The following is a 26,822-nucleotide window of genomic DNA, read 5'->3' as shown; positions in this document are numbered from 1 at the left end:
CCGGACCGCCGCCCGCTCCGGTCGCCAGCTCAGGCGAGCTCCGCCAGCATCGCGGCCCGCAGGCGCAAGGTGCCGACCAGTCGCTGGAAGGCCTCCGCCCAGTACGCCCCGGCGCCCGGTGAGGTGTCGGCGGACTCGGCCGGCACCGCGGCCAGCGGGGCCGCCCGGTCGGCCTCCGCGGGGTCCATGCACCGTTCGGCCAGGCCCATCACCCCGCTGAAGCTCCACGGGTAGCTGCCCGCGTCCCGCGCGATGTCCAGCGCGTCCACCACCGCCGCCCCCAGCGGCTCGGCCCAGGGCACGGCGCATACCGCGAGCATCTGGAACGCCTCCGACAGGCCGTGCGCCGCGATGAAGCGGGCCACCCACTCCGCCCGCTCCGGGGCCGGGAGGATCGACAGCAGCTTCGCCGGGTCCCCGACGGGGCTGACCGCCGTCGCGGGCGCCGGGGTGGGGCCCAGCAGGGCGCGTGCCCAGGCCGCGTCCCCCTGGCGCACCGCGGCCCGGCACCACGCCGCGTGCAGATCCGCCTGCCAGTCGTCCGCGACCGGCAGCGCGATGATCTCCTCCGGCGTCCGGCCGCCGAACCGCTCCCGCCACGTGACGAGCGGCGCCGCGTCCACCACCTGGCCGAACCACCACGCCCGCTCCCCGCGCCCGGCGGGCGGTATCGCCACCACGCCGTCGCGTTCCATGGCCGCGTCGCACTCGTACGGCGCCTCCACCCCGATCCGGCCGCCCCCCGGATCCCACGCGACGCACGTCCTGGCCCGTGCGGCCATCCGGGCGGCGAGGGCGGAGCCGGGGAGCGCCGACAGCAGCTCCGCGGCGGTGGCCCGCACATTGCGGCTGCGGTCGGTGAGGGCCTGCTCCAGGAACGGCTCGTCCTGCGGCGACAGGCCCTCGCGGAGCGAGTCCAGGAACATCAGCCGGTCCTCGGCGCGCTCCGCGGCCCATCCCGAGCGCAGCAGCTCCAGCGCCTGCCGTGGGTCGCGGGCCCGCAGCCGGGACAGCAAGGCCACCCGTTCGGCGAACAGCCCCTCCTCCCACAGCGTCCGCACGGCGCCCGGGTCACCGGTGTCGGGCACGACGCCCGGCGCCCCGGCGCGCAGCGCGAACCGCCAGTCGGCGTTCAGCTCCGCCAGCCACAACCCGCGCGGTCCCGCCAGCGCCAGGGCGTCCGGCCGCAGGTCGGTGCGTGCGCGGGCGGCGTCCAGCAGCGCGGGCAGCAGCTCCGGCGGGGACGCCCAGCCGCGGGCGTTGGCCACGGCGAGCCACTGGGGCAGCAGCTCGGCGAGGTTGGGGGCGGCGCCACGCCGGCTGCCCCCGCCGCCCCCGACCGAGCGGTCCGCCAGCAGCAGGGACAGGCGCCGTCGTGCCGCCTCGGGCAGCGGCGGCCGCGGGTCGTGGGGCGTCGTGCCCGGCCGCGCCCCCGCCGTCGCCGGCCGTGCTCCGGCGCGGCGCCGTACGACGGCGAGCGCGGCGGAGTCCAGCAGCTCCTCGGGTGTGCCGCCCCTGCGGTCGGTGCCGAGGAGCGCGGTGCCGACCAGGTCGGCCCAGGTCGTCGTCATCGGTCCTCCTTCGTCGTCTCCTCCGTGCGGCCGCCCGCGGGAGCCCGGCCGGGATCACACCGTCAGCGGCACCGGCTCCGCGCCCGCGCCGCCCCAGGCCGTGAACGGCCGGAAGCCCTGGTGGCCGAGCTCGCCGAACACCGTCACCGGGTGGCCGCCGGAGACCGCCGCGAGGCGCCACAGCCCCGCTCCGGCACCGGCGCCGCCCGCCGTGACCGGGACGGCGTCGCTCCCGTCCGCGTCCGCCACCTGCCAGCCCGTCCCGCCCGGTATCGGCACGACGCCGGCGAGCACGACCGGCCAGGCGTCCAGCCACGGGTCGTCGGCCAGGGCCTCCCCGTAGGCGCCGAGCGCCGCGGCGACCGGCACGCCCGGCGGCACACGGCCGGGCAGCGGCGTGTCGTGCCGCGGCCCGAGCACCGCCCGCAGCGGACGGGCCCCGGGGTGGAAGGCCAGCTCCGCGTCGAGGCCGAGGCCGACCGGCAGTGCCGGCTCCGGCGCCCGGCCCGCGGCCCCGAAGGACAGCAGCAGCGCGGTACGGCCGGTGGCCTCCCCGTGCAGCCAGGTCCTGCGGGTGGTGAGACGGTCGTCGGCGGTGTCGTGCCGTGCCAGGACCAGCCAGCGGTCCCGCACCGTCGGCCCCGCGAGGAGCTCCGCCGAGTCCACCGTGAAGCCGACCCGGGACCGGACGGTGGCCGCCAGCGGCGCGGGCAGCGCGTCCTGCCGCAGACAGCCCCGGGCCAGCAGATGCAGCAGCGCCGTCTCCTCCAGCAGCCGTGACGGCCAGTCGCCCCCCGACCCCGCCAGCGCGCCCAGCTCGCGCACCCGCGAGGCGAGCCCGGGAGCCTGGGCGTCCACCATGCGCGCCGCCGTCTCGTCCCACCGCCGGTACCCCTCGCGGTCCGCTCCCGCCAGGCCGTCCCGCAGCAGATCCGCCAGCCGTCGCTCCAGCTCCGTGGCGCCGGCGGCCACCCGCCCCGCCCGGCGCTCGGCCCGCCTGCGCGCCGCCTCCGGGTCACCGCCGCCGGACGTGCCGCGCCCGCCCGGGGACGTCCGCTCCTCGCGCGCGCGGCGCGCGTCCAGCCACTCGGTGACCCAGTCGGGCCGGCCGCCCCCGTGTGCGGCCGGTCCGACCTCGCCCCCCGCCCACAGCAGGAGCAGCGCGAGCGCGTGCTTGCACGGGAACTTGCGGCTGGGGCAGCCGCACCTGAAGGCGGGCCCCGCCGTGTCGACCACCGCCTGGTACGGCGCGCCGCCGCTGCCCGCGCACAACCCCCACACCGCCGTGCCCGAGGACCCCGTCCCGGACCAGCGGGCGGCCGTCGCCAGCGCCGTCCCGGCCTTGCGCGACGACGCGTCGGGCGCGAGTGCCAGGACCTGGTCGGCGGTCCACCGCCCCGCCCGCTGTCCGTCCATCCCGTCCATGGCCACGACGCTACGGGCAGGCACTGACAAACCGCCCTGAGCTGCGGGTTCCTGACGGGGGCACGGGATTGTCAGTGGGGTGCGCGATGGTGGGAACGCGGACGCCCCGCGGGGGGCTGACGAGGCGTCCGCGCCATCCGCTCCACGTGAGAACAGGGGAGAACCATGTCCGTGGACACCGCACTCCGGCCGCACGCCGAAGACGCGTTCGCCCATGAGCTCAAGGCTCTCGCGGCGGCCGACGCCCGGCCGCGCCCGGCCCGGTGGAACCTGTCGCCGTGGGCGGTCGCCACGTACCTGCTCGGCGGCGAGCTGTCCGACGGCACGGTCGTCACCCCCAAGTACGTGGGTCCGCGGCGGATCGTGGAGGTCGCGGTCAGCACGCTCGCGACCGACCGGGCGCTGCTGCTGCTCGGTGTCCCGGGCACCGCGAAGACCTGGGTCTCCGAACACCTCGCCGCCGCCGTCAGCGGTGACTCCACGCTGCTCGTGCAGGGCACCGCGGGCACGCCGGAGGAGGCCATCCGCTACGGGTGGAACTACGCCCGGCTGCTCACCGGCGGGCCGAGCCCGGAGGCCCTGGTCCCGAGCCCGGTCATGAGGGCGATGGCCGAGGGTCGCATCGCCCGCGTGGAGGAGCTGACCCGCGTCCCCGCGGACGTCCAGGACACCCTCATCACCATCCTCTCGGAGAAGACGCTGCCGATACCGGAGCTGGGCACCGAGACCCAGGCGGTGCGCGGGTTCAACCTGATCGCGACCGCCAACGACCGGGACCGCGGCGTCAACGACCTGTCCAGCGCGCTGCGCCGGCGCTTCAACACGGTCGTGCTGCCGCTGCCCGCGACCGTGGAGGAGGAGGTCGACATCGTCAGCCGCCGCGTCGGCCAGCTCGGGCGCTCGCTGGAACTGCCGGCCGCCCCGGAAGGCGCGGACGAGATCCGGCGGGTGGTCACCGTCTTCCGCGAACTGCGCGGCGGGGTCACCGCCGACGGGCGCACGAAGGTGAAGTCCCCCTCCGGCACGCTCTCCACGGCCGAGGCGATCTCCGTGGTGACCAACGGGCTCGCCCTGGCCGCGCACTTCGGCGACGGCGTGCTGCGTGCCGGGGACGTCGCCGCCGGGCTGCTCGGCGCGGTGGTCCGCGACCCGGCCGCCGACCGCGTGGTGTGGCAGGAGTACCTGGAGACCGTCGTCCGCGAGCGGGAGGGCTGGAAGGACTTCTACCGCGCCTGCCGGGAGGTGACCCCGTGAACGCCGTGACCGCCGCGGACGGGGTGGCGCTGCTGGGGGTGCGGCACCACGGCCCCGGGTCGGCCCGCGGCGTGCGGGCCGCGCTCGACCGGCTGCAGCCGGGGATCGTGCTCGTCGAGGGCCCGCCGGAGGCGGACGCGGTGCTGGCACTCGCTGCCGATCCCGGGATGCGACCGCCGGTCGCGCTGCTCGCCCACGTCGTCGACGAGCCGTCCCGGGCCGGCTTCTGGCCCTTCGCCGAGTTCTCCCCCGAGTGGGAGGCGATCCGCTGGGCGGCCGGACGCGAGGTGCCGGTGCGCTTCATCGACCTGCCCGCCGCGCACTCGCTCCTGCTCCGCGACGAGCGAGGAGAAGGGGGAACGGAAGGAGAGGGAAGAGGAGAAGGGGAGGGAGGAGAAGGAGACGGGGGAGAAGCGGAGCCGGAGGCGGCGGACGCGCGCATCGACCCGCTCGCCGTGCTGGCGCGCACGGCCGGCCACGACGACCCGGAGCGGTGGTGGGAGGACGCCGTCGAGCACCGCGGCCGGGACGGGGAGGGGGACGGCGACCCGCTGGCCGCGTTCGGGGCGCTCGCCGAGGCCATGGGCGTGCTGCGCGAGACCTACGGCGACGGGGGGCATCCGCAGGACGCGGTGCGCGAGGCCCACATGCGGCTGCGGATACGGGAGGCGCGCCGCGCGCACGGGAGAGTGGCCGTGGTGTGCGGGGCCTGGCACGTGCCCGCGCTCGCCGGGGGCGGCGGGGTCACCTCCGACCGGGTCCTGCTCAAGGGCCTGCCCAAGGCGAAGGTCGAGGTCACCTGGGTGCCCTGGACGCACCGCAGGCTCTCCCGGGCCAGTGGCTACGGGGCGGGCGTCGACTCTCCCGGCTGGTACCGCCATCTGTTCACCTCGCCCGACCGGCCCGTCGCCCGGTGGATGACCAAGGTCGCCGGCCTGCTCCGCGAGGAGGACCTCCCGGTCTCCTCCGCGCACGTCATCGAGGCGGTACGGCTCGCCGGCACCCTCGCGACGCTGCGCGGCCGTCCGCTGCCCGGCCTCGGCGAGACCACGGACGCGGTACGGGCGGTGATGTGCGACGGATCGGACGTGCCGCTGGCGCTGATCCGGGACCGGCTGGTGGTGGGGGACGTACTGGGCGAGGTCCCCGAGGGCGCGCCGGCGGTGCCCCTCGCCCGCGACCTGGCGCGTGAGCAGCGCAGGCTGCGGATGAAACCGGAGGCCCTGGAGAAGGAGGTGGACCTGGACCTGCGCAAGGACACCGACGCCGGACGCAGCCGCCTGCTGCACCGGCTGCGGATGCTCGCCATCGGCTGGGGCGAGCCGAGCCGGTCCCGCACGGCCGCCACCGGCACCTTCCGCGAGAGCTGGCGGCTGCGCTGGGAGCCGGAGCTCGCGGTGGCGGTCGCGGAGGCCGGGGTGTGGGGCACCACGGTGGAGTCCGCGGCCACCGCCCGGGCCGAGGACGCGGCGGTGAACGCGGGGGCGCTCGCCGAGGTGACGGGCCTCGCCGAACGCTGCCTGCTCGCCGGGCTGGCGGACGCCCTGCCGACGGTGATGCGGGTGCTCGCCGACCGCGCGGCGCTCGACGTGGACGTCGCGCACCTCGCCCAGGCGCTGCCGGCGCTGGTGCGCTCCCTCCGCTACGGCGATGTGCGGGGCACGGACGCGGGGGCGCTGCGTGAGGTCGCCGAGGGGCTCGCGGAGCGCGTCTGCGTCGGGCTCCCGCCCGCGTGCGCGGGGCTCGACGCGGACGGCGCCGCCGAGATGCGCGGTCATGTCGTGGAGGTGCAGCGGGCCCTGGTCCTGCTCGGCGACGACGCGCTGCGCGACCGCTGGGCCGGCGTGCTGCGGAGGCTGGCCGTGCGCGACCGAGGCGTACCGGGGCTGCTGCGGGGCAGCGCCGCACGGCTGCTCCTCGACGACGCGCGCCTGGAGCCCGGGGAGGTGGCCCGGCTGATGGGGCTCGCCCTGTCGCCCGGCACGCCGCCGCAGGAGGCGGCCGCCTGGGTCGAGGGCTTCCTCGCCGGGGGCGGGATGCTGCTGGTCCACGACGAGCGGCTGCTCACGCTGGTCGACGGATGGCTGTCCGGGGTGCCGGCGGCCGCCTTCGACGACGTGCTGCCGCTGCTGCGGCGGACCTTCGGCGGCTTCGACCCGGGGGCGCGGCGCACGGTGGGGGAGCTGGTGCGGCGCGGCCCCGGAGGCGGGGGAGCGGGCGGCGGGGCCGCGGGGGAGGGGCTGCCGGGTTTCGCCCCGGGGCTCGACGAGGAGCGGGCGGAGGCGGCGCTGTCCACGGTACGGCTGCTGCTCGGGCCCGGCGGAGAGGACGGGGGCCGGGACGCATGACGGACATGGACACGGACACGGGCACGGACGCCGACGAGCGGCTGCGGCGCTGGCGGATGGTGCTCGGCGGCGGGCCCGCCGACGGCACGGGCCGGCGGCTCACCGGCCGGGACGCGGCGATGGACCAGGCACTGGAGGCGCTGTACGGCACCGCCCCGCACGACGGGGGCGGGGCACCGCCCGCGCGGAGCGCCGGGCTGGGCGGCTCGGCGCCCCAGGTCGCGCGCTGGCTGGGGGACATCCGCAGGTACTTCCCCAGCAGCGTCGTCCAGGTGATGCAGCGCGACGCCATCGACCGGCTCGGGCTGTCCGCGCTGCTGCTGGAACCGGAGATGCTGGAGGCGGTCGAGGCCGACGTCCACCTGGTCGGCACGCTGCTCTCGCTGAACAAGGTGATGCCCGGGACGACGAAGGAGACGGCGCGGGCGGTGGTCCGCAAGGTCGTGGAGGACCTGGAGCGGCGCCTGGCGACCCGGACCCGGGCCACCCTCACCGGCGCGCTGGACCGTTCGGCGCGGGTCCACCGGCCCCGGCACCGGGACATCGACTGGGACCGCACGATCCGTGCCAACCTCCGGCACTACCTGCCCGAGCACGGCACCGTCGTCCCCGAACGGCTGATCGGCCACGGCCGGGCCTCGCAGGCGGTGCGGAAGGACGTCGTGCTCTGCATCGACCAGTCGGGCTCGATGGCGGCCTCCGTGGTCTACGCGTCCGTCTTCGGCGCCGTGCTCGCCTCCATGCGCAGCATCGACACCCGGCTGGTCGTCTTCGACACGGCGGTCGCCGACCTGACGGAACATCTGGACGACCCCGTCGACGTGCTGTTCGGCACCCGGCTCGGCGGCGGCACCGACATCAACCGGGCGCTGGCCTACTGCCAGTCCCTCATCAGCCGGCCCGCCGAGACCGTCGTCGTTCTCATCAGCGACCTGTACGAGGGCGGCATACGCGACGGGATGCTCAAGCGGGTCGCGGAGATGAAGGCGTCCGGTGTGCAGTTCGTGGCACTGCTGGCGCTGTCGGACGAGGGCGCGCCCTCCTACGACCGCGAGCACGCGGCGGCGCTCGCGGCGCTGGGGGCGCCCGCGTTCGCCTGCACCCCGGACCTCTTCCCCGAGGTCATGGCGGCCGCCATCGAGAAGCGGCCGCTGCCCGTGCCCGAGCCCGCCCCCGGAGGGTGACGCCGGGACGGGGCGGGTGGGAGCGGCCTCGTCACCCTCGGTCAGCGGACCTCGCCCCGGCGGACCCCGTTCCGGCGGACCCCGCCGGGGCGACCCCGCCGGGGCGACCCGCCCACGTCCCGGCCGCCGCGGGAACCCCCCGAACGGCTGGTCTGTGACCGTTCTCACCGCTCTCGCACCATCTCGGATTTACCCGTGCCGCCCGCGCGGCGATAACCTGCGAGACGGACATGCCGCGTGCTCGGCCGACGTGTGCGCCCCCCGTACGGCCGTTCGTATGGTTCGTTACGAAGACGTCAGCGACGACCCGCCCCGGCACGCAGACAACGAACCGCGATAACCAAGGACGGACGCGCGTGGACCTGTTCGAGTACCAGGCGAGGGACCTCTTCGCCAAGCACGGTGTACCGGTGCTGGCCGGTGAAGTCATCGAAACGCCTGAGGCGGCGCGCGAGGTCGCGGAGCGGCTCGGTGGCAAGGCTGTCGTCAAGGCACAGGTGAAGACCGGTGGCCGTGGCAAGGCCGGCGGCGTGAAGGTGGCGTCGGACCCCGAGGACGCGGTGGCGAAGGCCGGCCAGATCCTCGGCATGGACATCAAGGGCCACACGGTCCACAAGGTGATGCTGGCCGAGCTGGCCCCGGAGATCGCCTCCGAGTACTACGTCTCCTTCCTCCTCGACCGCGCCAACCGGACCTTCCTGGCGATCGCGTCCGTCGAGGGCGGCATGGAGATCGAGGAGGTGGCCGCGACCAACCCCACGGCCGTCGCCCAGATCCCGGTGGACGCCATCGAGGGCGTGACCCCGCAGAAGGCCCGCGAGATCGTCGTGGCGGCCGCCTTCCCGGCCGACGTCGCCGACCAGGTCACCGAGATCCTGCAGACCCTGTGGAAGACCTTCATCTCCGAGGACGCGCTCCTCGTCGAGGTCAACCCGCTCGCCAAGGTCGCCGACGGCCGCGTCATCGCGCTCGACGGCAAGGTCTCGCTGGACGAGAACGCCGACTTCCGCCAGCCGGAGCACGAGGCGCTGGTCGACCACGCCGCCGCCAACCCGCTGGAGGCCGCGGCCAAGGCCAAGGGCCTCAACTACGTCAAGCTCGAGGGCGAGGTCGGCATCATCGGCAACGGCGCGGGTCTCGTCATGAGCACCCTGGACGTCGTCGCCTACGCCGGTGAGGGCCACGGCAACGTCAAGCCCGCCAACTTCCTCGACATCGGCGGTGGCGCCTCCGCCGAGGTCATGGCCAACGGCCTCGAGATCATCCTGGGCGACCCGGACGTCAAGTCCGTCTTCGTCAACGTCTTCGGCGGCATCACCGCCTGCGACGCGGTCGCCAACGGCATCGTCCAGGCCCTGGAGCTGCTGAAGTCCAAGGGCGAAGAGGTCACCAAGCCGCTCGTCGTCCGCCTGGACGGCAACAACGCGGAGCTCGGTCGGCAGATCCTGACCGACGCCAACCACCCGCTGGTCGAGCAGGTCGACACCATGGACGGCGCCGCGGAGCGCGCCGCCGAGCTGGCTGCGAAGTAAGGGACAGGTCACCACATCATGGCTATCTTCCTGACCAAGGAGAGCAAGGTCATCGTCCAGGGGATGACCGGTTCCGAGGGCACCAAGCACACCCGGCGCATGCTCGCCTCGGGCACCAACATCGTCGGCGGCGTGAACCCGCGCAAGGCCGGCACCAGCGTGGACTTCGACGGCACCGATGTGCCGGTCTTCGGCTCCGTCGCCGAGGCCATGGAGAAGACCGGTGCCGACGTCACCGTCATCTTCGTCCCGCCGAAGTTCGCCAAGGACGCGGTCATCGAGGCCATCGACGCCGGTATCGGCCTCGCGGTCGTGATCACCGAGGGCATCGCGGTCCACGACACCGCCGCCTTCTGGGCGTACGCGGGCAGCAAGGGCAACAAGACCCGGATCATCGGTCCCAACTGCCCCGGCCTGATCACCCCCGGCCAGTCCAACGCGGGCATCATCCCGGCCGACATCACCACCTCCGGCCGCATCGGCCTGGTGTCGAAGTCGGGCACGCTGACCTACCAGATGATGTACGAGCTCAGCGACATCGGCTTCTCCTCGGCGGTCGGCATCGGCGGTGACCCGATCATCGGCACCACCCACATCGACGCGCTGAAGGCGTTCCAGGACGACCCCGAGACCGACCTGATCGTCATGATCGGCGAGATCGGCGGCGACGCCGAGGAGCGTGCCGCGGCCTTCATCGCCGAGCACGTCACTAAGCCGGTCGTCGGCTACGTCGCGGGCTTCACCGCGCCCGAGGGCAAGACCATGGGCCACGCCGGCGCCATCGTCTCCGGTTCCTCCGGCACCGCCCAGGCGAAGAAGGAGGCCCTCGAGGCCGCCGGCGTCAAGGTCGGCAAGACCCCGTCGGAGACGGCCCGCCTCGCGCGCGCCATCCTGCAGGGCTGATCCTCGCCTCCGTACGGAGGTACGCACACGGGCCCGCTCCCTCCGGGGGGCGGGCCCGTGTGCGTGTGTGCGGGCGTGCTCAGCGCGCGGGGGCGGAGGTGCGCTGCCCGACCGGGTCGTGGTCGGCCGCGACCCGGTCGCTGAGCGGCCCGAAGACCAGCCCGACCGCCGTCGCCAGCGCGATCACCACCGTCGCCACCACGGCACCCACCGTGCGGATGCGCAGCCACTGCTCGCTCAGTTCGCGCACCATGGCCGCCGGGAACTCCGGCTGCGGCTGCTCGTCCAGCAGGTCGCCCAGCCGGGCCGGCGCCCTCTCGCCCAGGGCCTCGCGCCCCCGGACGATGCGCCGCCTGGTCATGGAGGTGGTGGCCATGCTCTCCGCCGCCGTGCGCCGCAGGCTCAGCCCCAGGCCGTCGTGGAGCAGTACGGCGTGCCGGGTGCCGCGCGGCAGCCGCTGGAACGGGCTGCGCTCCCGTGGCGGGGTGCGGTACCAGGGCAGCGTCTGCTGCCAGGGCGCGAGGGCGTGGTGGTGCGCCTCCGCACGGATCCACCCCGCCGGGTCGGGGTCGACGGCGACCTCGGGCCACCGCTGCCAGGCCAGGTCGAAGGCGCGGTGCACGGCGTGCCGGGCCAGCCGCATGTTGCCGGTGAGCAGTTCGACCTGGCGGAGCAGGGCGGGCGCGTTGCGGGTGTACAGCCCGTCGAAGGCCGCCTGGGCGGCCTCGGCGATCCGTACGGCCTCGATCGCCGGGTCCCGCGCCTCAGCCGCGGCCTCGACCTCCGGCTCCACCCGTTCCGCGGGCGCGCCCGATTCCCCCGCCGCGTCCGCGTGCGCGGCCTGCGGGTCCTGCGCGGCGTTCCCGGCCTGCGCCGCCCCGGGGGCCTTGGCCGGCCGGGGACGCCTTCGCTTCCTGATGGCCTTCGCGGCCCTCGCCGTGGATGTGCGGCTCATGCGATCGACCACTCGGATCGAATGAAGAAACGCATAACGCCATATTCCGCGACACGACGGTCATTCGCATGCTGCCACGGCGAAAGGGGATGTTCTTGGCAGCATGAGATCCGTGAGTGCCGCAAGCGCCCTGAGTCACGTCGTGCACCGGATCCGGGCCGCCCACGAGACCCTGCGCACCTCCGAGTCCGCCCCCGCCTTCACCGGCGGCGTGGTCGCCGCGTGCCTGGGCCTGGGCGGCTTCGCCATGCTCGTGCTCTTCCTGTGGGTCGTCTCGCCGTTCCCCGACAGCGGGCTGAACGGCGCCCTCCACGTCGCCGCGGACTGCTGGCTGCTCGCCCACGGCGGCGGCCTGGTGCGCACCGAGACCCTCTCCGGCGTCGCCGCGCCCATCGGCGTCACGCCGCTGCTCCCCATGGCGTTCCCGGTGTGGCTGCTGTACCGGGCGGGGGCGGACGCGGTCGCGCCGGCCTCGGACGACAAGGTCGCGCGGTCCGCCGTCGCATGGCTGATCGGCGGGTACCTCGCGGTGGGCGCCGGGGTGGTCGTCTACACCTCGTACGGGCCGGTGCGCAGCGACGCCCTCGGCGCCGCGGTGCACCTGCCCCTCGTCGCCGCCCTCGCGGCGGCCGCGGGGGCCTGGATGGAGCGGGGGCGGCCGCGGATCCCGCTGCCCGCGTGGCTGTCCCGGGTGACCGTGACCGTGACGGTGCCGCTGCGGGACGCCGCGGTCGTGCTGCGCTCGGCGGGGGCGGGCGTCTGCGTGCTCGTCGCGGGCGGCGCGGCGCTCACGGCGGTGACCCTGGCGCTGCACCCCGGCGCCGCGGGGGCGTCGTTCACCCGGCTCAGCGAGGCGTTGTCCGGGCGGCTGGCGGTGCTGGCGGTGGCGGTCGCGCTGATCCCGAACGCCGCCGTGTGGGGCGCGGCCTACGCGCTCGGCCCCGGTTTCGCGCTCGGCACGCAGGCCGCGGTGCGTCCGGCCGGCGTGGTGGGGGAGCCGGTGCTGCCGGACTTCCCGCTCCTCGCGGCGCTGCCCCAGCCCGGGCCCGGGACGTCGCTGACCTGGGCGGCGCTGGTCGTGCCGGTGCTCGCCGGGATCGCGGTGGGGGTGCTCGCCGTCGACCGGCGGGAGCCGTGCGGCCTCGGGCGCACCGCGGCGCACGCCGCACTGGGCGGGCTGGTGTGCGGGATCGCCATGGCGCTGCTCACCGGGTTCGCGGCGGGGCCGCTGGGCACCGGGGCGCTGGAGGACTTCGGGCCGTCCTGGTGGCTCACTGGGTTCACGGCGGCCGGGTGGACGGCGGCCGCCGGTACGCCCACGGCCCTGCTGGTGCGCTGGGTGCGGGTCCGCCGCGCCGCCGCCGCGACAAAGGGCCGGGACGCGGAGGACGAGGAAGCGGAGGACGAGGAAGCTGTGGGCGGGGAAGCGGTGGGCGAGGAAGCGGCGGCGCAGAACGACGCGCTGCCCGGCGCCGCCCCGTCGGAGGCCTGAGCCTCCGTCCGGGGTCGGCGCGAGCGGCGCGTCAGGGCGTGTGGAGCACGTCGCGCAGCGGGGTCGGCAGCAACTGCTGGCAGGCGTCGCGCGACGAGGAGGTCAGCGCGTCGCGCGTGCAGGAGTAGTAGTCCTTGTAGACCACCTGGGTCGTGAAGGTCGTCGCCACGACGCAGAGGGCGAGCCCGCCCATGATCAGACCGCCGAGCGCGGCCGGGCGCTGCGGCTTGCTGCGGGGGTCGGTGGGCCGCTGCGGGGGAGGGGTGGCGCCGCCCTCGGCCAGCAGGGCGGCCGCCTCGGCGCGGGCCTTGGCCCGTTCCTCGGGCTTCATCCGCAGCGCGTTGACGCTCCAGTACAACGCGAGGGCGCCGAGCAGCAGCCCCACGTACGTCCAGCCCAGGAAGAGGGCGAAGAAGAGCCCCCACATGCCGCAGATCATGGCGTAGCGGGCACGCCGCTGGGCGGGGTCGGTGGGGTCGAAGCGCGGCCCGTCCGGGCGCCGCCCGCCGCCGTAGCCCCCACCGGGGCGGTCGCCGTAGCCGCCGTCCTGGCGGCCGGGCTGCCGCTCGCTCCACTGGCCGCCCCATGCCGGGGGCGGCGGAGGCGGTGTGGGCGTGGGGCGCTCGTCCCCGGAGTCGGAGGGCTGCTCCGGCCGGCGCGGCTGCCAGGGCTGCTCGGGCGCGTTCTCCGCCGGCGGGGCGAACGGGTTGTCCTGCTCGTGGCCTCGGCCACTGCTCATGCTTGCCTGGGTCATCCCCTTGCCGTCGACTCCTCGAGTTGTCGGACCTGTGACTTCGCCGTTCTTCACCCCAGACGCTACCGCCCGCGCGCTCCCCCGTCCCGTGGGGGCGGTCGGGTGTGCCGGTATCGTTGCTGACGGTCGACGGCCTCGTAGAGTTCCCCGGAATTCCGGCGATCTTCGAGTCGTACGATCCTCCAAAGCGCCGGATCCCGAGAGATGACCCGCAGTGGCCACAGTCTTTCCGCCCCTTTCCCGCCCCGCCCGACTCGTCGTGCTCGTCTCCGGTTCGGGCACGAACCTGCAGGCGCTGCTCGACGCGGGACTGCACGTCGTCGCCGTCGGCGCGGACCGGTCCGGCATCGCCGGCCTGGAGCGCGCCGAGCGCGCCGGGCTGCCGACGTTCGTCTGCCGGGTCACCGACCACGGCGACCGTGAGGCGTGGGACGCCGCGCTGACCGGGGCGGTGGCCGCGCACGAGCCCGACCTGGTCGTCTCGGCCGGGTTCATGAAGATCGTGGGCAAGGAGTTCCTCGCCCGGTTCGGCGGCCGTTTCGTCAACACCCACCCGGCGCTGCTGCCGAGCTTCCCGGGTGCCCACGGGGTGCGCGACGCCCTCGCGTACGGGGTGAAGGTCACTGGCTGCACCGTCCACTTCGTCGACGACGGCGTCGACACCGGCCCGATCATCGCCCAGGGCGCGGTCGGGGTCCGGGAGGACGACACGGAGGAAGCGCTCCACGAGCGCATCAAGGAAGTCGAGCGCACGCTGCTCGTCGACGTCGTGGGGCGGCTGTCCCGCGACGGCTATCGCATTGAGGGACGAAAGGTTCTGTTGCCGTGAGTACCAAGCGGGAGATCCGTCGCGCACTGGTCAGCGTCTACGACAAGACCGGTCTGGAGGAGCTGGCCCGCGGCCTGCACGAGGCGGGCGTCCAGCTGGTCTCCACGGGCTCGACGGCCGGGCGGATCGCCGCCGCCGGGGTGCCGGTCACCAAGGTCGAGGAGCTGACCGGGTTCCCCGAGTGCCTGGACGGCCGCGTGAAGACCCTGCACCCGAAGGTGCACGCCGGCATCCTCGCCGACCTGCGGCTGGAGGACCACCGCCGGCAGCTGGAGGAGCTGGGCGTCGAGCCCTTCGACCTGGTCGTGGTCAACCTCTACCCCTTCCGCGAGACGGTCGCCTCCGGCGCCTCGCAGGACGAGTGCGTCGAGCAGATCGACATCGGCGGCCCCTCGATGGTCCGTGCCGCGGCCAAGAACCACCCGTCCGTGGCGGTCGTGACCAGCCCCGAGCGGTACGCGGACGTGCTCGGCGCCGTCCGTGAGGGCGGCTTCGACCTCACCACCCGCAAGCGCCTGGCGGCCGAGGCGTTCCAGCACACCGCGGCGTACGACGTCGCGGTCGCGAGCTGGTTCGCGAGCTCGTACGCCCCCGCCGACGACAGCCCCTTCCCGGACTTCCTGGGCGCCACCTACGAGCGCAAGAACGTGCTGCGCTACGGCGAGAACCCGCACCAGGCCGCCGCGCTCTACACCGACGGCGGCGCGGGCCTGGCCAATGCCGAGCAGCTGCACGGCAAGGAGATGTCCTACAACAACTACGTCGACACCGAGGCCGCGCGCCGGGCGGCGTACGACCACGACGAGCCCTGCGTCGCGATCATCAAGCACGCCAACCCGTGCGGCATCGCGGTGGGCGACGACGTCGCGCAGGCGCACCGCAAGGCGCACGCCTGCGACCCGCTGTCCGCCTTCGGCGGCGTCATCGCCGTCAACCGGCCCGTGAGCGTGGCCATGGCCGAGCAGGTCGCCGAGATCTTCACCGAGGTCATCGTCGCGCCGGACTTCGAGGAGGGCGCGGTCGAGGTCCTCGCCCGCAAGAAGAACATCCGCGTGCTGCGCTGCCCGGAGGCGCCCGTCGCGGAGACGGAGTTCCGTCCGGTCGAGGGCGGGCTGCTGCTGCAGGAGAAGGACCGCCTCCAGGCCGCCGGGGACGACCCCGCCACCTGGACGCTGGCCACCGGCGAGCCGCTGACCGCCGACGAGCTGGCCGACCTGGCGTTCGCCTGGCGGGCCTGCCGCGCCGTGAAGTCCAACGCCATCCTGCTGGCGAAGGACGGCGCGACGGTCGGCGTCGGCATGGGCCAGGTCAACCGGGTCGACTCCGCCAAGCTCGCCGTCCAGCGGGCCGGCAAGGAGCGGGCCGCGGGCTCCTACGCCGCCTCCGACGCCTTCTTCCCCTTCCCGGACGGGCTGGAGGTGCTCACCGGCGCGGGCGTCAAGGCCGTGGTGCAGCCCGGTGGTTCGGTGCGCGACGAGGCCGTGGTCGAGGCCGCGCGCAAGGCCGGCGTGACCATGTACCTCACCGGGACGCGGCACTTCTTCCACTGACCGGCCGGTGTGCCGGAACGCCGAAGGCCCCCGCGCGAGCGGGGGCCTTCGGCCTGCGGGCGGCCCGCTCAGTACTGCGGGCGCTTGAACCAGGCCGCCGTCTCGGCCTTCGCCGCGAAGACGATCAGCAGCACGCTGAGCGCGAGCGGTGCGAGCAGCAGGAAGGCGCCGCTGAACATGGTGGCGACACTGCTCAGCGCGACCAGCACGCCGATCACGATGGACCCGATCCGTGTGCCGTTGCCGCCGGTCCTGTACTTGGCACCCATGCCGATCGACAGCACGGCGAAGGCGAGGAAGAGCACCCCCATGACGTAGACCAGGCCGATGGGCATGGTCAGTTCGTCGGTGTCGTCCACGCTCTTGAGCGCCGCGGCCCCGAGCAGGAGCAGCAGGCCGCCCAGGATCTGGAGCCCGCCGAGCACGAAGAGCATCGCCCGGGCCGTCCTGGCCGACGACGGCATGACCTCCGGCCCGCCCGGGTACGCCGCGAACGGCGCGTTCGGCTGCGGCGGCTGCTGGGGGTAGCCGTACGGCGGCTGCGCCTGCGGCTGGGGCTGCGGCTGGGGCTGCGTCGGGTAGCCGTAACCGGGCTGGGCCGGGGGCTGTTGCGGGTATCCGTACGGCTGCTGCGGTGGCTGCCGGCCGTAGGGATCGCCGGGGCCGGGCGGATGGCTCACTTCTCACTTCCTTCGCGGGGACGGGACCGGGGAACCGGGCCTACTGGGTCTTGACGACGACCGAGTTGAGGATCTTGTCGGCGAAGGTCTGCTTCTTGTCGTCCCACAGCGGCCACAGGTAGCCGATGTAGCAGGCGGCGCCGTCCAGGCCGTGGCACAGCCGGCGGACGAAGGCCATGCCGAAGCCGAGCGGACGGCCGTCCAACTCCCGCAGCACGATGATGCCGAGGGCCTTCTTGCCCGGCGTCTGGCCGGTCTTGCCCTCGCGGTAGCACAGGAACAGGCTGCCGGCGAGGGACAGGAGGAAGCCGAGGCCGATCAGGGCGATGGCGCCACCCGGCATCGTGGGCGCGGGGCAGGAGTAGGTGCCGCTCTGGTCGCACGCGCGGGCCGCGTCGACCACCTCGGTGATGAACTGCGCGTAGCCGACGCCGATGAGGATCATCGGCACGAGTCCGGCGACCAGGAAGTCGATCAGCGTCGCGCCCACCCGCGCACCCCAGCTCGCGAACGGGGGCATGCCCGGGACGGGACCGGCGGGGCCCCCGGGGTAGCCGTAGCCGTACGGGCCCTGGGCCTGCGGCGGAACGGCGCCGTAGGGCGGCTGGGGCTGCGTCGGGTAGCCGTAACCGGGCTGGGCCGGGGGCTGCTGCGGGTAGCCGTAGGGCTGCTGAGGCGGCTGCTGGCCGTACGGATTGCCGGGACCGGGCGGGTAGCTCACGTTGGCTTCTTTCGCGCGGATGGGACTGGGGACGGGCCACATCGTCCTGGGCGGCGTCATCCGCTGTCCAGCGTTGGTGTGCGGACCTGAGAAGATGGAGGTATGACCGCCCAGATTCTCGATGGCAAGGCCACTGCCGCCGCGATCAAGTCCGAACTGTCCACCCGCGTCCAGGCGCTCAAGGCGCGGGGTGTCACCCCGGGGCTGGGCACGCTGCTGGTCGGCGACGACCCCGGCAGCCGCTGGTACGTCGCGGGCAAGCACCGCGACTGCGCGGAGGTCGGCATCGCGTCCATCCAGCGCGAGCTGCCGGAGACCGCCACCCAGGAGGAGATCGAGGCGGTCGTCCGTGAACTCAACGACAACCCGGAGTGCACCGGCTACATCGTCCAGCTGCCGCTGCCCAAGGGGATCGACACCAACCGCGTCCTGGGGCTGATGGACCCGGCCAAGGACGCCGACGGACTGCACCCGACGAACCTCGGGCGGCTGGTCCTGGGCGAACGCGGCCCGCTGCCCTGCACCCCCAACGGCATCGTGGAGCTGCTGCGGCGGCACGGCGTGGAGATCAACGGCGCGCACGTCACCGTGGTCGGCCGCGGCGTCACCGTCGGCCGCTCGATCGGGCTGCTGCTGACCCGCAAGTCGGAGAACGCCACCGTCACCCTCTGCCACACCGGCACCCGTGACCTGTCCGCCCAGCTGCGCCAGGCCGACGTCATCGTGGCCGCCGCGGGCGTGCCGCACCTGGTGAAGCCGGAGGACGTGCGACCGGGCGCGGCCGTGCTGGACGTCGGCGTCAGCCGCGACGAGAACGGCAAGATCGTCGGCGACGTGCACCCGGGCGTGGCCGAGGTCGCCGGGTGGATCTCGCCGAACCCCGGCGGCGTCGGCCCGATGACCCGGGCCATGCTGCTGGCGAACGTCGTGGAGGCCGCGGAGGGCCGGTACGCATGACCGGGACGGGCCCCCGTACGCGAGCGACGGAACCGGAGGGGGCCGGCGAAGCCGGCCGCAGCCGCCGCTTCCAGGTGCTGACCCGCGGTACCGCGCGCCCCGAGGGCGGCGGCCGGGCCATGGGCGCCCACGCCCCGGCCCCGGCCCGTCAGTGGCCGATCCTCGTGGTCTCCGGCGCGGTGCTGCTCGGCCTGGTGCTGGTGGCCGCGGACGTCACCCGGGCCGGCCTGGTGCTGGTCGGCTCGGCGCTGCTCGCGGGCGCGCTGATGCGCCGGCTGCTGCCGTCGGTCGGCATGCTGGCCGTCCGCAGCCGCTTCACCGACATGATCACCTACGGTGTGCTGGGCGCCCTGATCGTGCTGCTGGCGCTGATGGCGCAGCCGCACCCGGTGCTGGAGATCCCCTTCCTGGAGGATGTCGTCCGCTTCTCCGTGCGTTGATCCGGTTACGCTGTGTGGCGAGTGTCCTGACGTACGACGTGCACCCCGGGCACACGTCACCGGCGTGAGAGGGAGAACGACTCCCATGGCCAAGATCAAGGCAAGGAACCCGGTCGTCGAGCTCGACGGCGACGAGATGGCGCGGATCATCTGGCGGTTCATCAGGGACGAGCTGGTCCTGCCGTACCTCGACATCGAACTGGTCCGCTTCGACCTGGGCATCGAGCACCGGGACGCCACCCACGACCGGGTGACGGCGGAAGCGGCGGAGGCGGTCGGCAGGCACGGCGTCGGCGTGAAGTGCGCCACCGTCACGCCCGACGAGGCGCGGGTCGCGGAGTTCGGCCTCAAGGGGATGTACCGCTCCCCGAACGCCACCATCCGCGACCGCCTCGGCGGCGGGATCTTCCGTGAACCCGTCGTCCTGCGGAACGTGCCGAGGGCCGTGCCCGGCGGGACCCGGCCCGTGGTGATCGCCCGGCACGCCTTCGGCGACCAGTACCGGGCCACCGAGTTGCGGATCCCCGGCGCGGGCACCCTCTCCCTGAGCTTCACCCCGGCCGACGGCTCCGACCCGGTCGAGCTGGAGGTCCACCACTTCCCGGGCGCCGGCGTGGCGCTCGGCATGGTCAACCTGGACGACTCGATCCGCGAGTTCGCGCGCGCCGCCTTCCGCTACGGGCTGGCGCGCGGGCTCCCCGTCTACCTGTCCACGAAGAACACGGTGCTCAGGAAGTACGACGGCCGCTTCAAGGACCTCTTCCAGGAGGTCTTCGACGGCGAGTTCCGGCGCGAGTTCGAGGCGTCGGGCCTGGGCTACGAGCACCGCCAGGTCGACGACATGGCGGCCTCGGCCCTGAAGGGCGCCGGCGGCTACGTCTGGGCGTGCAAGAACTACGACGGAGACATCCTGTCCGGGGTCCTCACCCGGGGCGTCGGTTCGGCGGGGCTGATGACCTCGGTCCTCATGACCTCCGACGGCAGGACCGTGCTGTCGGAGGCGGCGCACGGCACGGTCACCCGCCACTACCGCAGGCACCAGGCGGGCCGGCCGACCTCGACCAACCCCATCGCCATGGTCTTCGCATGGAGCCGCGGCCTGGCCCACCGCGCCCGGCTGGACGACACCCCCGAACTCGCCCGGTTCGCCGGGACGCTGGAGAACGCCTGCCTGGAGGTCGTCGAGGCCGGCCAGCTCACCCAGGACCTGGCGGTGCTGGTCGGCCCGGAGCAGCCGTGGCTGACGACCGAGCGGTTCCTCGCCGCCGTCGAGGAGAACCTGCGCAAGCGCATGTCCGTCTGAGCCGGACGTCCGGCGCCGCGCGGCACCCGCACGACCGGGTACCCCGTCCTCCCCCCGTCGGAGGACGGGGCACCGTCGTGTTGGGGCGCCCCCCTCTGGCCCCCGGCGACGACGCTACGGCCGGCGGTGCCGGGAGGTCGTCCCGTGCCGGTTTGACCTTTGGGAACAGGACGTACAACTTCCGCGGTACGGCGGGGGACTGACGCACACCCGTACGGCCGGGGCCTACGCTGCGCCCGTGGGGAAAAAGGGGCTGGTCGACGTCCTGCTGGCGGTGGGCTTCACCGCCGCCAGCATGCTGCTGGGGCACGAACGGCCACCCGGGGACTGGATGCGGCTGGACCTGTTCGGCTACGCGCTGACCGCCCTGGTCAACCTGCCCGTCGCGGTGCGCCGCCGGGCGCCGGCCGGTGTCTGCGTCTTCGTCTGCGCCGCCTGGACGCTGTACGTCGCCGCCGGGTACTGGCCGGTCGTCAACTCGATGGCGCCGCTGCTCGCGCTCTACACCGTCGCGGCCCTGCGCCCGGTGCGCACCGCGCTGGCCTGCGCGGTGCTGACCGGCGGGGTCTGGGTGTACGCCGGGCTGACGGCGGCGCAGAGCTCGATGGCCACGGTGGCCGCCCAGGCCGTGGTGTTCCCCCTGGTGATGTGCCGTTTCGGGCGGTCCGCCCGGGTGTCGGGCAAGCGCGAGGAGCGGCTGGCCCGGCTCACCGAGCAGCTGCGCACCGAGCAGCAGGACCGGGCCCGGGAGGCGGTGGCGGAGGAGCAGGCGCGGATCGCCCGCGAGCTGCACGACGTGGTCGCCCACCACATGTCGGTGATCTCGGTGCACGCGGGCATGGCCGCGTACGTCTTCCGCACCTCCCCGGAGACCGCCCGCGGCGCGCTCGACACCATCTCCGACACCACCCGTGAGGCGCTCCAGGAGATGCGCCGCATGCTCAAGGTGCTCCGCGCCGGGCCGGGCGAACCGGAGGAGGGCTGGGCCTCGTACGATCCGATGCCCTCGGTGACCCGGCTGGGCGAGATGATCGAGCGGGTGCGGGCCGCCGGCCTCGCCGTCGAGCTGCGGATCGTGGGCGAGCCGCGGCCCGTCGCCCCCGGTGTCGGCCTGTGCGCGTACCGGGTGGTGCAGGAGGCGCTGACCAACGTGCTCAAGCACGCCCCCCTCGCGCGGGCCCGGGTCCTGGTCGCCTACGAACCGCACCGCCTGACGGTGACCGTCACCGACGACGGCACCGGCATCGGCCCGGGCAGCGGCTCCGGAGCGCCACCGGGCCGATCCGATCCGGCCACAATCGTCCCGGGAACGGGCCACGGCTTGATCGGCATGCGGGAGCGCGCCAGGCTCTACGGCGGGACGGTGGACATCGGCCCGCTCGGCGAGGGCTTCGAGGTACGGCTCGTGCTCCCCACGTCCGCGCGGGGGACAGAGCGGCGAGGGGACGCATCGGGCGTATGACCAGGGTGCTCGTCGTCGACGACCAGTTCCTGATCCGGGCCGGCCTCGTCGCGCTGCTGCACGCCGCGCCCGGCGTCGAGGTGGTCGGGGAGGCGGGCGACGGCGAGGAGGCCGTGGAGCGCGCGGCGCGGACCGCGCCCGACGTGATCCTCATGGACATCCGGATGCCGGGGATCAGCGGGGTCGTCGCCACCGAGCGCATCCTGGCCGCCGCGGCGGACCCGCCGCCGCGGATCCTCGTCCTCACCACCTTCGACCTCGACGAGTACGTCTACACGGCGCTGCGCGCCGGGGCCTCCGGATTCCTGCTCAAGGACGCCGGTCCCGAACGCCTGATCGCCGCCGTCCACGCCGTCGCCGGAGGGGACACCCTCTTCGCCCCCAGCGTCACGCGGAGGCTGATCGAGGCCTACGCGCCGCCCCGCCCCGGTGCCCCGCCCGTCGGCGCGGACCGTGCCCCGCCCGCCGAACTGGCGGCGCTGACCGCCCGGGAACTGGAAGTGCTGCGGCTGATCGCCCGTGGCCTGTCGAACCCGGAGATCGCCGACCTCCTCTTCATCAGCGAGGCGACGGTCAAGACCCACCTCAACCGCACGATGTCCAAGCTCGACCTCGGCAGCCGCGCCCAGGCGGTCGTCCTCGCCTACGAGACCGGACTCGTCACCCCGCGGGGAGCGTGAGGATTCTCCGGATTCCATGCATCGAGCGTATGTGCGTCGCTACCGTGGGTTGACCGACGGAGCCGGGGGGTGCGTGGTGGCACGCTGGGAGCCATTGCCCGAGACACTGGACGGTGGCGCGCGCCGTCTCGCCGTGCATCTGCGCCGGATGAAGGACCGCAGCGGGCTGAGCGTCCCGGCGCTCGCCGCACGCACGGCGAGCAGCACCGGGGCCTGGGAGCAGTACCTCAACGGCGTGCGGATCCCGCCGCGTGACGCGGTCGAGGTGCTGGGGCAGCTCAGCGGCGCCGACTACGACCGGCTGATCGCCCTGTGGGAGCTGGCCGACCGCGGGGTCACCGACACCATGAAGGGCTTCCCGTACGCCGACCCGCTCGACCCGCTGGCCCCCGTCGAGGGGCTGCCCCGGCACGCCCTGCGGCGACGGCGCAAGGCCTTGCTGGCGGCCGCGGGCGGGCTGGTGCTGGGCGGGGTGTTCGCGCTGCTCGTGGCGAGCGGGGTGGCCACGGACGGGACCGGGCGGGCCGACGCGCCGCTGGCGGCCCGCCCCACGACCAGCGTGCCGGCCGGCCCCGCGCCCTCCGCCACGGGTTCCGCCGGGTCCGCCGTCACCTCCTGGCCCGGGTCGGTTCCCCCGGCGGAGGCGACGGACGCGCGGGCCTCCCGTACCGCGGGCGCCATGTCCCCGGACGGCGGCACGCCCGCCGCGCAGGTGGCGGAGACCGGCGGGGTGTCCTCCGCCCCGGGCAAGGGCCCGCACACGGCGCCCGGCACGGGCGGGACGACGACGGCGGCACCCGTTGGCGGCGCTCCCACCACCCAGGCACCGCCGCCCGCGACGAGCGCCCCGGCGGCGGCGCCCTCCCCCTCCCCGAGCCGCAGCTCCGGCAAGGGGCTCTGCCTGGGCCTGATCATCCTGGGCATCTGCATCGGATGACGGGCGCAACCGGACGGGCCGCCCGAAGCATCTTCAACGGTAGTCTTCCGGGGCAGAACGGCAACAGCAAGAGGGGGAACGGGAGATGGCCCGCTGGCGGCCACTGGCCGATGACCTGGACCCGCGGGTACGGGAGTTCACCGAGCAACTGCGGCGCCAGCTCGACCGTGGCGGCCTGAGCGTCGCGGCGCTCGCCGAGGCGACCGGGTACAGCAGGAGTTCGTGGGAGCGGTACCTCAACGGCCGGCTGCTGCCGCCCCGTTACGCCGTGGTCGCCCTCGCGGAGGCGACGGGTGCCGACCCGGCGCACTTCACCACGATGTGGGAGGTCACGGAGCGGGTCTGGAGCCGTGCCGAGGGCCGCCGCGACGTCACGATGGAGGCGCTCCGGATCGCCGAGGCCCGCGCCGCGCTCGGGGAGTTCGGCCCGGCCCCGGCTCCGGCCCCTTCCGCATCTGCTCCCGCGTCCACTTCTGCTTCTGCTTCTGCTTCTGATTCTGGTCCTGCTTCCGCTTCCGCGGTACGGCGCCGTCCGGTCGTGATCTTCGTGGTGGGCGTCGTGGCCGTCGTGCTGGCGGTGGCCGGCGCCACCGTCCTGACCGGCGGCGGGGGAGGGGACGACCGCGCGCGGCCCGGCCCGTCCCCTACCGCGCGGGCGGCCGGACTGCCCGCGGGCGTGAAGTGCACCGGCCAGGACTGCACCGGCAAGGACCCGGAGGGCATGGGGTGCGGCGGCGGCAACGCCCGTACGGCCGCGGCGGCCTGGGTGGGCGGCGCGTACGTCGAGATGCGCTACAGCGGGGTCTGCGCGGCCGCCTGGGCCCGCATCTCCGCCGGGGCCCCCGGCGACACGGTCAGCGTCACGGAGGCGGGCGGGGCACACCGCTCCCAGCACAGCCGCATCGGCCAGGACCCCGCGGCGTACACGTCGATGCTCGCCGTCCGCACCCCCGGTGCCGCCCGCGCCTGCGCCACCCTCACCACCGGCCCCCACGGCTGCGCCACACCCCCGCCGGACTGACGACCGCCGCCGACCTCCCGGGCCGTGCGGCGGTCGTAAGCCCCGCACCCCGACGGACCGTCCCCAACGGAACGGCACCGCCACGGTGACCGTGGACGAGCGCGCTGCGCGGGGGCGGTGACCGGGGCCACACTGGGGGTGGCAGCCGCCACGACGGCACGGGTATAGCCTGGCGTGGGTCTCTTGACGCCGAGAGATCCCCGTTCCGGGGCAAGGGACGCTGCCGGGGCGGCAAGGGATCCAGCAGGAGAAGGCCAGGAGAAGGCAATGACTCGCACTCCCGTCAACGTCACCGTAACCGGAGCGGCCGGCCAGATCGGCTACGCGCTGCTCTTCCGCATCGCCTCCGGCCACCTGCTCGGCCCCGATGTCCCGGTGAAGCTGCGGCTGCTGGAGATCACCCCGGCGCTCAAGGCCGCCGAGGGCACCGCGATGGAGCTGGACGACTGCGCGTTCCCGCTGCTCCAGGGCATCGACATCTCCGACGACCCGAACGTCGCCTTCGACGGCACCAACGTGGGCCTGCTCGTCGGCGCCCGCCCCCGCACCGCCGGCATGGAGCGCGGCGACCTGCTGGAGGCCAACGGCGGCATCTTCGGCCCGCAGGGCAAGGCCATCAACGACCACGCCGCGGACGACATCCGCGTCCTCGTCGTCGGCAACCCGGCGAACACCAACGCGCTCATCGCGCAGTCCTCGGCCCCGGACGTCCCGGCCGACCGCTTCACCGCGATGACCCGCCTGGACCACAACCGCGCCATCTCGCAGCTGTCGAAGAGGACCGGCGTGCCGGTGAGCGAGATCCGCCGCCTCACCATCTGGGGCAACCACTCCGCCACGCAGTACCCGGACATCTTCCACGCCGAGGTCGCCGGCAAGAACGCCGCCGAGACGGTCAACGACGAGAAGTGGCTGGCCGAGGAGTTCATCCCCACCGTCGCCAAGCGCGGTGCGGCGATCATCGCGGCCCGTGGCGCGTCCTCCGCCGCGTCGGCCGCCAACGCCGCGATCGACCACGTCTTCACCTGGACCAACGGCACCGCCGAGGGTGACTGGACCTCCGCCGGTGTCGTCTCCGACGGCTCCTACGGCGTGCCGGAGGGCCTCATCTCCTCCTTCCCGGTGACCGCGAAGGACGGCAAGTTCGAGATCGTCCAGGGCCTGGACGTCAACGAGTTCTCCCGTGCGCGCATCGACGCCTCGGTCAAGGAGCTCGAGGAGGAGCGCGACGCGGTCCGCGGCCTCGGCCTCATCTGAACCCGGGACGCCGAGTCCCACGACCGGCCCTCCGCCGCGCCCCGCACTGGCGCGGCGGAGGGCCGTTCCGTGTGCTCAGCCGGTGTGCGCCGCGAGCAGCGCGCACAGGACGTCCAGGCAGCCGGCGAAGGCGTGCTCGGGCGGTGCGCCGTAGCCGACGACGATCGCGTCGCCCTCCGTGCCGCCGAAGTCGGTGATGCTCTGCAGGGCGAGGCCGTGCTCGCGCGCCCGTGCGACCAGCGCGTCGGCCGGGGTGCCGGGCGGCAGCCGCAGTACGGCGTGGAGGCCGGCGGCGATTCCCGACACCCGTACGGCGGGGGCGCGGGCGGCGAGTGCGGTGACGAGGCGGTCGCGGCGGCGGCGGTAGTGCAGCCGCATCCGGCGCACGTGGCGGTCGTAGCCGCCGGAGACGATGAGTTCGGCGAGGGTCAGCTGGTCGAGCACGGGCGACTGGTGGTCGGCGAGGACCTTCTCGGCGAGTACGGGTTCCACGAGGGCGGTCGGCAGGGCGAGCCAGGCCAGCCGCAGCCCGGGGGCGAGGCTCTTGCTGGCGGTTCCGGCGTAGACGACGTGCTCGGGCGCGAGCCCCTGCAGGGCGCCGACCGGCTGCCGGTCGTAGCGGAACTCCCCGTCGTAGTCGTCCTCGACGACCAGGCCGCCGGTGGCGCGGGCCCAGGCCACCGCGGCCGTGCGCCGGGCGGGGGAGAGCGGGGCGCCGTACGGGAACTGGTGCGCGGGCGTGAGCAGCGCGGCGTCGACACCGGCGTCGAGGAGGGAGACCTGCGCCCCGTCGTCGTCGACGGGCAGCGGAACGGTGGTGAGCCCCGCCTTCCGCAGGATCCGCAGGGTGTGCGGGTAGCCGAGCGCCTCGACGGCGACGCTGCGGGCCCCCCGGGCCCGCAGGGTACGGCCGATCAGCCCGGCGGCCTGGACGAAGCCCGTGCACACCACGACCAGCTCCGCAGTGGTGCGCACGCCGCGCACCCGGCCCAGGTACGCCGCGAGGGCCTCGCGCAGTTCGGGGCGGCCGCGCGGGTCGGTGTAGCCGAGGGCCTCGTTGGGCGCGGCCGCCAGGGCGCGGCGCGCGGCGGCGGACCACGCGGCGCGGGGGAACGAGCCGAGGTCGGGCGAGCCCGGCCGCAGGTCGTACGGGACCTGTTCCCGGGGCCGCGGCGGGCCGGCCGGTTCCGGGATGCCGACGGGGTCCGCGGTGCTCTCCGGTTGCGGTGCGGTGGTGCGGGCGTGGTGGCCGCGGGGCGGGGCCGCCGCGCGCCAGCCGTCGCCGACGCGTGTGCCGGAGCCCTGGCGGGCGGTCAGCCAGCCCTCGGCCACCAGCTGCCCGTAGGCGTCGGCGACGGTGTTGCGGGCGACGCCCAGGTCCTTGGCGAGCGTCCGGGAGGACGGCAGCCGGGTGCCGGGGGCGAGCCTGCCGCCGCGCACGGCCTCACGCAGTGCGTCCTCCAGCCCGGCGCGCGCACCGGTGCCGCCGGCGAGGTCCAGATGGAGGTCGACCCCTGAAATGGCCCACTCGTTCACCCTCCAAGTGGACCACGAGCCGAGGCCACCC

The 26,822-nt window shown here is 74.7% G+C and carries 23 protein-coding genes; 16 read left to right on the top strand and 7 right to left on the bottom strand.

From position 1 onward, the window contains the following. Nucleotides 1-29: 29 nt before the first annotated feature. Both ACFV3E_RS22480 and ACFV3E_RS22475 read right to left on the bottom strand, forming a co-directional pair. Nucleotides 30-1,571 (bottom strand): DUF5691 domain-containing protein, encoded by a 1,542-nt coding sequence (locus ACFV3E_RS22480; protein WP_500536217.1) that lies wholly within the window; start codon nt 1,569-1,571, stop codon nt 30-32. Nucleotides 1,572-1,625: 54 nt separating this feature from the next. Beyond that, nucleotides 1,626-2,996, bottom strand: a complete 1,371-nt coding sequence (locus tag ACFV3E_RS22475; protein WP_500536216.1) for an SWIM zinc finger family protein — start codon at nt 2,994-2,996, stop codon at nt 1,626-1,628. 165 nt (nt 2,997-3,161) lie between these two features. On the opposite strand from ACFV3E_RS22475, the gene ACFV3E_RS22470 reads away from it, so the two are divergent. From ACFV3E_RS22470 to sucD, 5 genes are all read left to right on the top strand, one after another. Next, entirely contained in the window at nt 3,162-4,250 is a 1,089-nt protein-coding gene (locus ACFV3E_RS22470; protein WP_500536215.1) for an ATP-binding protein, read from the top strand. A 5-nt stretch (nt 4,251-4,255) separates the two neighbouring features. After that, nucleotides 4,256-6,598, top strand: coding sequence for a DUF5682 family protein (locus ACFV3E_RS22465; protein WP_500536244.1), 2,343 nt, complete (start codon nt 4,256-4,258; stop codon nt 6,596-6,598). Continuing rightward, nucleotides 6,595-7,782: a VWA domain-containing protein gene (locus tag ACFV3E_RS22460; RefSeq protein ID WP_500536214.1), complete on the top strand. Its 1,188-nt coding sequence runs from the start codon at nt 6,595-6,597 to the stop codon at nt 7,780-7,782. The genes ACFV3E_RS22465 and ACFV3E_RS22460 overlap by 4 nt, the downstream gene beginning before the upstream one ends. A gap of 356 nt (nt 7,783-8,138) precedes the next feature. After that, nucleotides 8,139-9,314 carry an ADP-forming succinate--CoA ligase subunit beta gene (gene sucC / locus ACFV3E_RS22455; RefSeq protein ID WP_500536213.1) on the top strand — a complete coding sequence of 392 codons (1,176 nt, stop codon included), beginning with the start codon at nt 8,139-8,141 and terminating at the stop codon, nt 9,312-9,314. 18 nt (nt 9,315-9,332) lie between these two features. Further along, nucleotides 9,333-10,217 (top strand): succinate--CoA ligase subunit alpha, encoded by an 885-nt coding sequence (gene sucD, locus ACFV3E_RS22450; protein ID WP_500367043.1) that lies wholly within the window; start codon nt 9,333-9,335, stop codon nt 10,215-10,217. A gap of 79 nt (nt 10,218-10,296) precedes the next feature. Here the strand turns inward: sucD and ACFV3E_RS22445 are convergent, their stop codons facing one another. After that, nucleotides 10,297-11,172 carry an RNA polymerase sigma factor gene (locus ACFV3E_RS22445; protein WP_500536212.1) on the bottom strand — a complete coding sequence of 292 codons (876 nt, stop codon included), beginning with the start codon at nt 11,170-11,172 and terminating at the stop codon, nt 10,297-10,299. Nucleotides 11,173-11,284: 112 nt separating this feature from the next. Between ACFV3E_RS22445 and ACFV3E_RS22440 the strand changes: the two genes are divergently transcribed. Beyond that, nucleotides 11,285-12,664, top strand: a complete 1,380-nt coding sequence (locus ACFV3E_RS22440; protein WP_500536211.1) for a cell division protein PerM — start codon at nt 11,285-11,287, stop codon at nt 12,662-12,664. A 31-nt stretch (nt 12,665-12,695) separates the two neighbouring features. Here the strand turns inward: ACFV3E_RS22440 and ACFV3E_RS22435 are convergent, their stop codons facing one another. After that, nucleotides 12,696-13,403 (bottom strand): hypothetical protein, encoded by a 708-nt coding sequence (locus ACFV3E_RS22435; protein ID WP_499513518.1) that lies wholly within the window; start codon nt 13,401-13,403, stop codon nt 12,696-12,698. Nucleotides 13,404-13,632: 229 nt separating this feature from the next. On the opposite strand from ACFV3E_RS22435, the gene purN reads away from it, so the two are divergent. After that, nucleotides 13,633-14,247: a phosphoribosylglycinamide formyltransferase gene (purN, locus tag ACFV3E_RS22430; protein ID WP_500536210.1), complete on the top strand. Its 615-nt coding sequence runs from the start codon at nt 13,633-13,635 to the stop codon at nt 14,245-14,247. After that, the gene (gene purH / locus ACFV3E_RS22425) at nt 14,244-15,797 is read left to right on the top strand and encodes a bifunctional phosphoribosylaminoimidazolecarboxamide formyltransferase/IMP cyclohydrolase (protein ID WP_500536209.1); all 1,554 of its coding nucleotides are present in this window, start codon (nt 14,244-14,246) and stop codon (nt 15,795-15,797) included. Before purN ends, purH begins: the two co-directional genes overlap by 4 nt. Before the next feature lie 68 nt (nt 15,798-15,865). Here purH and ACFV3E_RS22420 read toward each other — a convergent pair whose 3' ends face one another. Together ACFV3E_RS22420 and ACFV3E_RS22415 are read right to left on the bottom strand one after the other, a co-directional pair. Next, nucleotides 15,866-16,477, bottom strand: a complete 612-nt coding sequence (locus ACFV3E_RS22420) for a hypothetical protein (RefSeq protein WP_500536208.1) — start codon at nt 16,475-16,477, stop codon at nt 15,866-15,868. Between the two features lie 40 nt (nt 16,478-16,517). Then, complete coding sequence (locus ACFV3E_RS22415; protein WP_500536207.1) at nt 16,518-17,198, bottom strand: RDD family protein; 681 nt, start codon at nt 17,196-17,198, stop codon at nt 16,518-16,520. A 102-nt stretch (nt 17,199-17,300) separates the two neighbouring features. On the opposite strand from ACFV3E_RS22415, the gene ACFV3E_RS22410 reads away from it, so the two are divergent. The 8 genes from ACFV3E_RS22410 to ACFV3E_RS22375 all read left to right on the top strand — a co-directional run bounded on the left by ACFV3E_RS22410 (nt 17,301) and on the right by ACFV3E_RS22375 (nt 25,255). Continuing rightward, a complete protein-coding gene (locus ACFV3E_RS22410) occupies nt 17,301-18,155 on the top strand; it encodes a bifunctional methylenetetrahydrofolate dehydrogenase/methenyltetrahydrofolate cyclohydrolase (RefSeq protein WP_500536206.1) in 855 nt (284 codons plus the stop codon). Continuing rightward, nucleotides 18,152-18,595, top strand: coding sequence for a DUF3017 domain-containing protein (locus ACFV3E_RS22405; RefSeq protein ID WP_500367023.1), 444 nt, complete (start codon nt 18,152-18,154; stop codon nt 18,593-18,595). The genes ACFV3E_RS22410 and ACFV3E_RS22405 overlap by 4 nt, the downstream gene beginning before the upstream one ends. 85 nt (nt 18,596-18,680) lie before the next feature. Then, nucleotides 18,681-19,898, top strand: coding sequence for an NADP-dependent isocitrate dehydrogenase (locus ACFV3E_RS22400; protein WP_500536205.1), 1,218 nt, complete (start codon nt 18,681-18,683; stop codon nt 19,896-19,898). Between the two features lie 238 nt (nt 19,899-20,136). Continuing rightward, complete coding sequence (locus ACFV3E_RS22395; protein ID WP_500536204.1) at nt 20,137-21,360, top strand: sensor histidine kinase; 1,224 nt, start codon at nt 20,137-20,139, stop codon at nt 21,358-21,360. Next, nucleotides 21,357-22,040 carry a response regulator gene (locus ACFV3E_RS22390; RefSeq protein WP_500536203.1) on the top strand — a complete coding sequence of 228 codons (684 nt, stop codon included), beginning with the start codon at nt 21,357-21,359 and terminating at the stop codon, nt 22,038-22,040. The genes ACFV3E_RS22395 and ACFV3E_RS22390 overlap by 4 nt, the downstream gene beginning before the upstream one ends. A 94-nt stretch (nt 22,041-22,134) precedes the next feature. Continuing rightward, on the top strand, nt 22,135-22,977 hold the full coding sequence (locus ACFV3E_RS22385; RefSeq protein ID WP_500536202.1) for a helix-turn-helix domain-containing protein: 843 nt from the start codon (nt 22,135-22,137) through the stop codon (nt 22,975-22,977). A gap of 85 nt (nt 22,978-23,062) precedes the next feature. After that, entirely contained in the window at nt 23,063-23,998 is a 936-nt protein-coding gene (locus ACFV3E_RS22380) for a helix-turn-helix domain-containing protein (RefSeq protein WP_500536201.1), read from the top strand. Nucleotides 23,999-24,265: 267 nt separating this feature from the next. Beyond that, a complete protein-coding gene (locus tag ACFV3E_RS22375; protein ID WP_500367012.1) occupies nt 24,266-25,255 on the top strand; it encodes a malate dehydrogenase in 990 nt (329 codons plus the stop codon). A gap of 75 nt (nt 25,256-25,330) precedes the next feature. Here ACFV3E_RS22375 and pdxR read toward each other — a convergent pair whose 3' ends face one another. Next, nucleotides 25,331-26,791: a MocR-like pyridoxine biosynthesis transcription factor PdxR gene (pdxR, locus tag ACFV3E_RS22370; protein WP_500536200.1), complete on the bottom strand. Its 1,461-nt coding sequence runs from the start codon at nt 26,789-26,791 to the stop codon at nt 25,331-25,333. Nucleotides 26,792-26,822 lie beyond the last annotated feature (31 nt).

The organism is Streptomyces sp. NPDC059718 (genome assembly GCF_042733315.1).
In the GTDB taxonomy this organism is placed as follows: domain Bacteria; phylum Actinomycetota; class Actinomycetes; order Streptomycetales; family Streptomycetaceae; genus Actinacidiphila.
Note: the sequence above shows the minus strand (reverse complement) of the source record. Positions and strands in the feature narration are given on the sequence as shown.

Excerpts from the sequence above, each read along its gene's own strand:
- ACFV3E_RS22405 (WP_500367023.1), top strand. The coding sequence starts at position 18,152 with ATGACCGGGACGGGCCCCCGTACGCGAGCGACGGAACCGGAGGGGGCC.
- ACFV3E_RS22375 (WP_500367012.1), top strand. The coding sequence starts at position 24,266 with ATGACTCGCACTCCCGTCAACGTCACCGTAACCGGAGCGGCCGGCCAG.
- ACFV3E_RS22435 (WP_499513518.1), bottom strand. The coding sequence starts at position 13,403 with ATGAGCAGTGGCCGAGGCCACGAGCAGGACAACCCGTTCGCCCCGCCG.
- ACFV3E_RS22460 (WP_500536214.1), top strand. The coding sequence starts at position 6,595 with ATGACGGACATGGACACGGACACGGGCACGGACGCCGACGAGCGGCTG.
- ACFV3E_RS22390 (WP_500536203.1), top strand. The coding sequence starts at position 21,357 with ATGACCAGGGTGCTCGTCGTCGACGACCAGTTCCTGATCCGGGCCGGC.
- ACFV3E_RS22445 (WP_500536212.1), bottom strand. The coding sequence starts at position 11,172 with ATGAGCCGCACATCCACGGCGAGGGCCGCGAAGGCCATCAGGAAGCGA.
- ACFV3E_RS22410 (WP_500536206.1), top strand. The coding sequence starts at position 17,301 with ATGACCGCCCAGATTCTCGATGGCAAGGCCACTGCCGCCGCGATCAAG.
- ACFV3E_RS22470 (WP_500536215.1), top strand. The coding sequence starts at position 3,162 with ATGTCCGTGGACACCGCACTCCGGCCGCACGCCGAAGACGCGTTCGCC.
- ACFV3E_RS22475 (WP_500536216.1), bottom strand. The coding sequence starts at position 2,996 with ATGGACGGGATGGACGGACAGCGGGCGGGGCGGTGGACCGCCGACCAG.
- ACFV3E_RS22380 (WP_500536201.1), top strand. The coding sequence starts at position 23,063 with ATGGCCCGCTGGCGGCCACTGGCCGATGACCTGGACCCGCGGGTACGG.
- ACFV3E_RS22480 (WP_500536217.1), bottom strand. The coding sequence starts at position 1,571 with ATGACGACGACCTGGGCCGACCTGGTCGGCACCGCGCTCCTCGGCACC.
- ACFV3E_RS22400 (WP_500536205.1), top strand. The coding sequence starts at position 18,681 with ATGGCCAAGATCAAGGCAAGGAACCCGGTCGTCGAGCTCGACGGCGAC.
- sucD (WP_500367043.1), top strand. The coding sequence starts at position 9,333 with ATGGCTATCTTCCTGACCAAGGAGAGCAAGGTCATCGTCCAGGGGATG.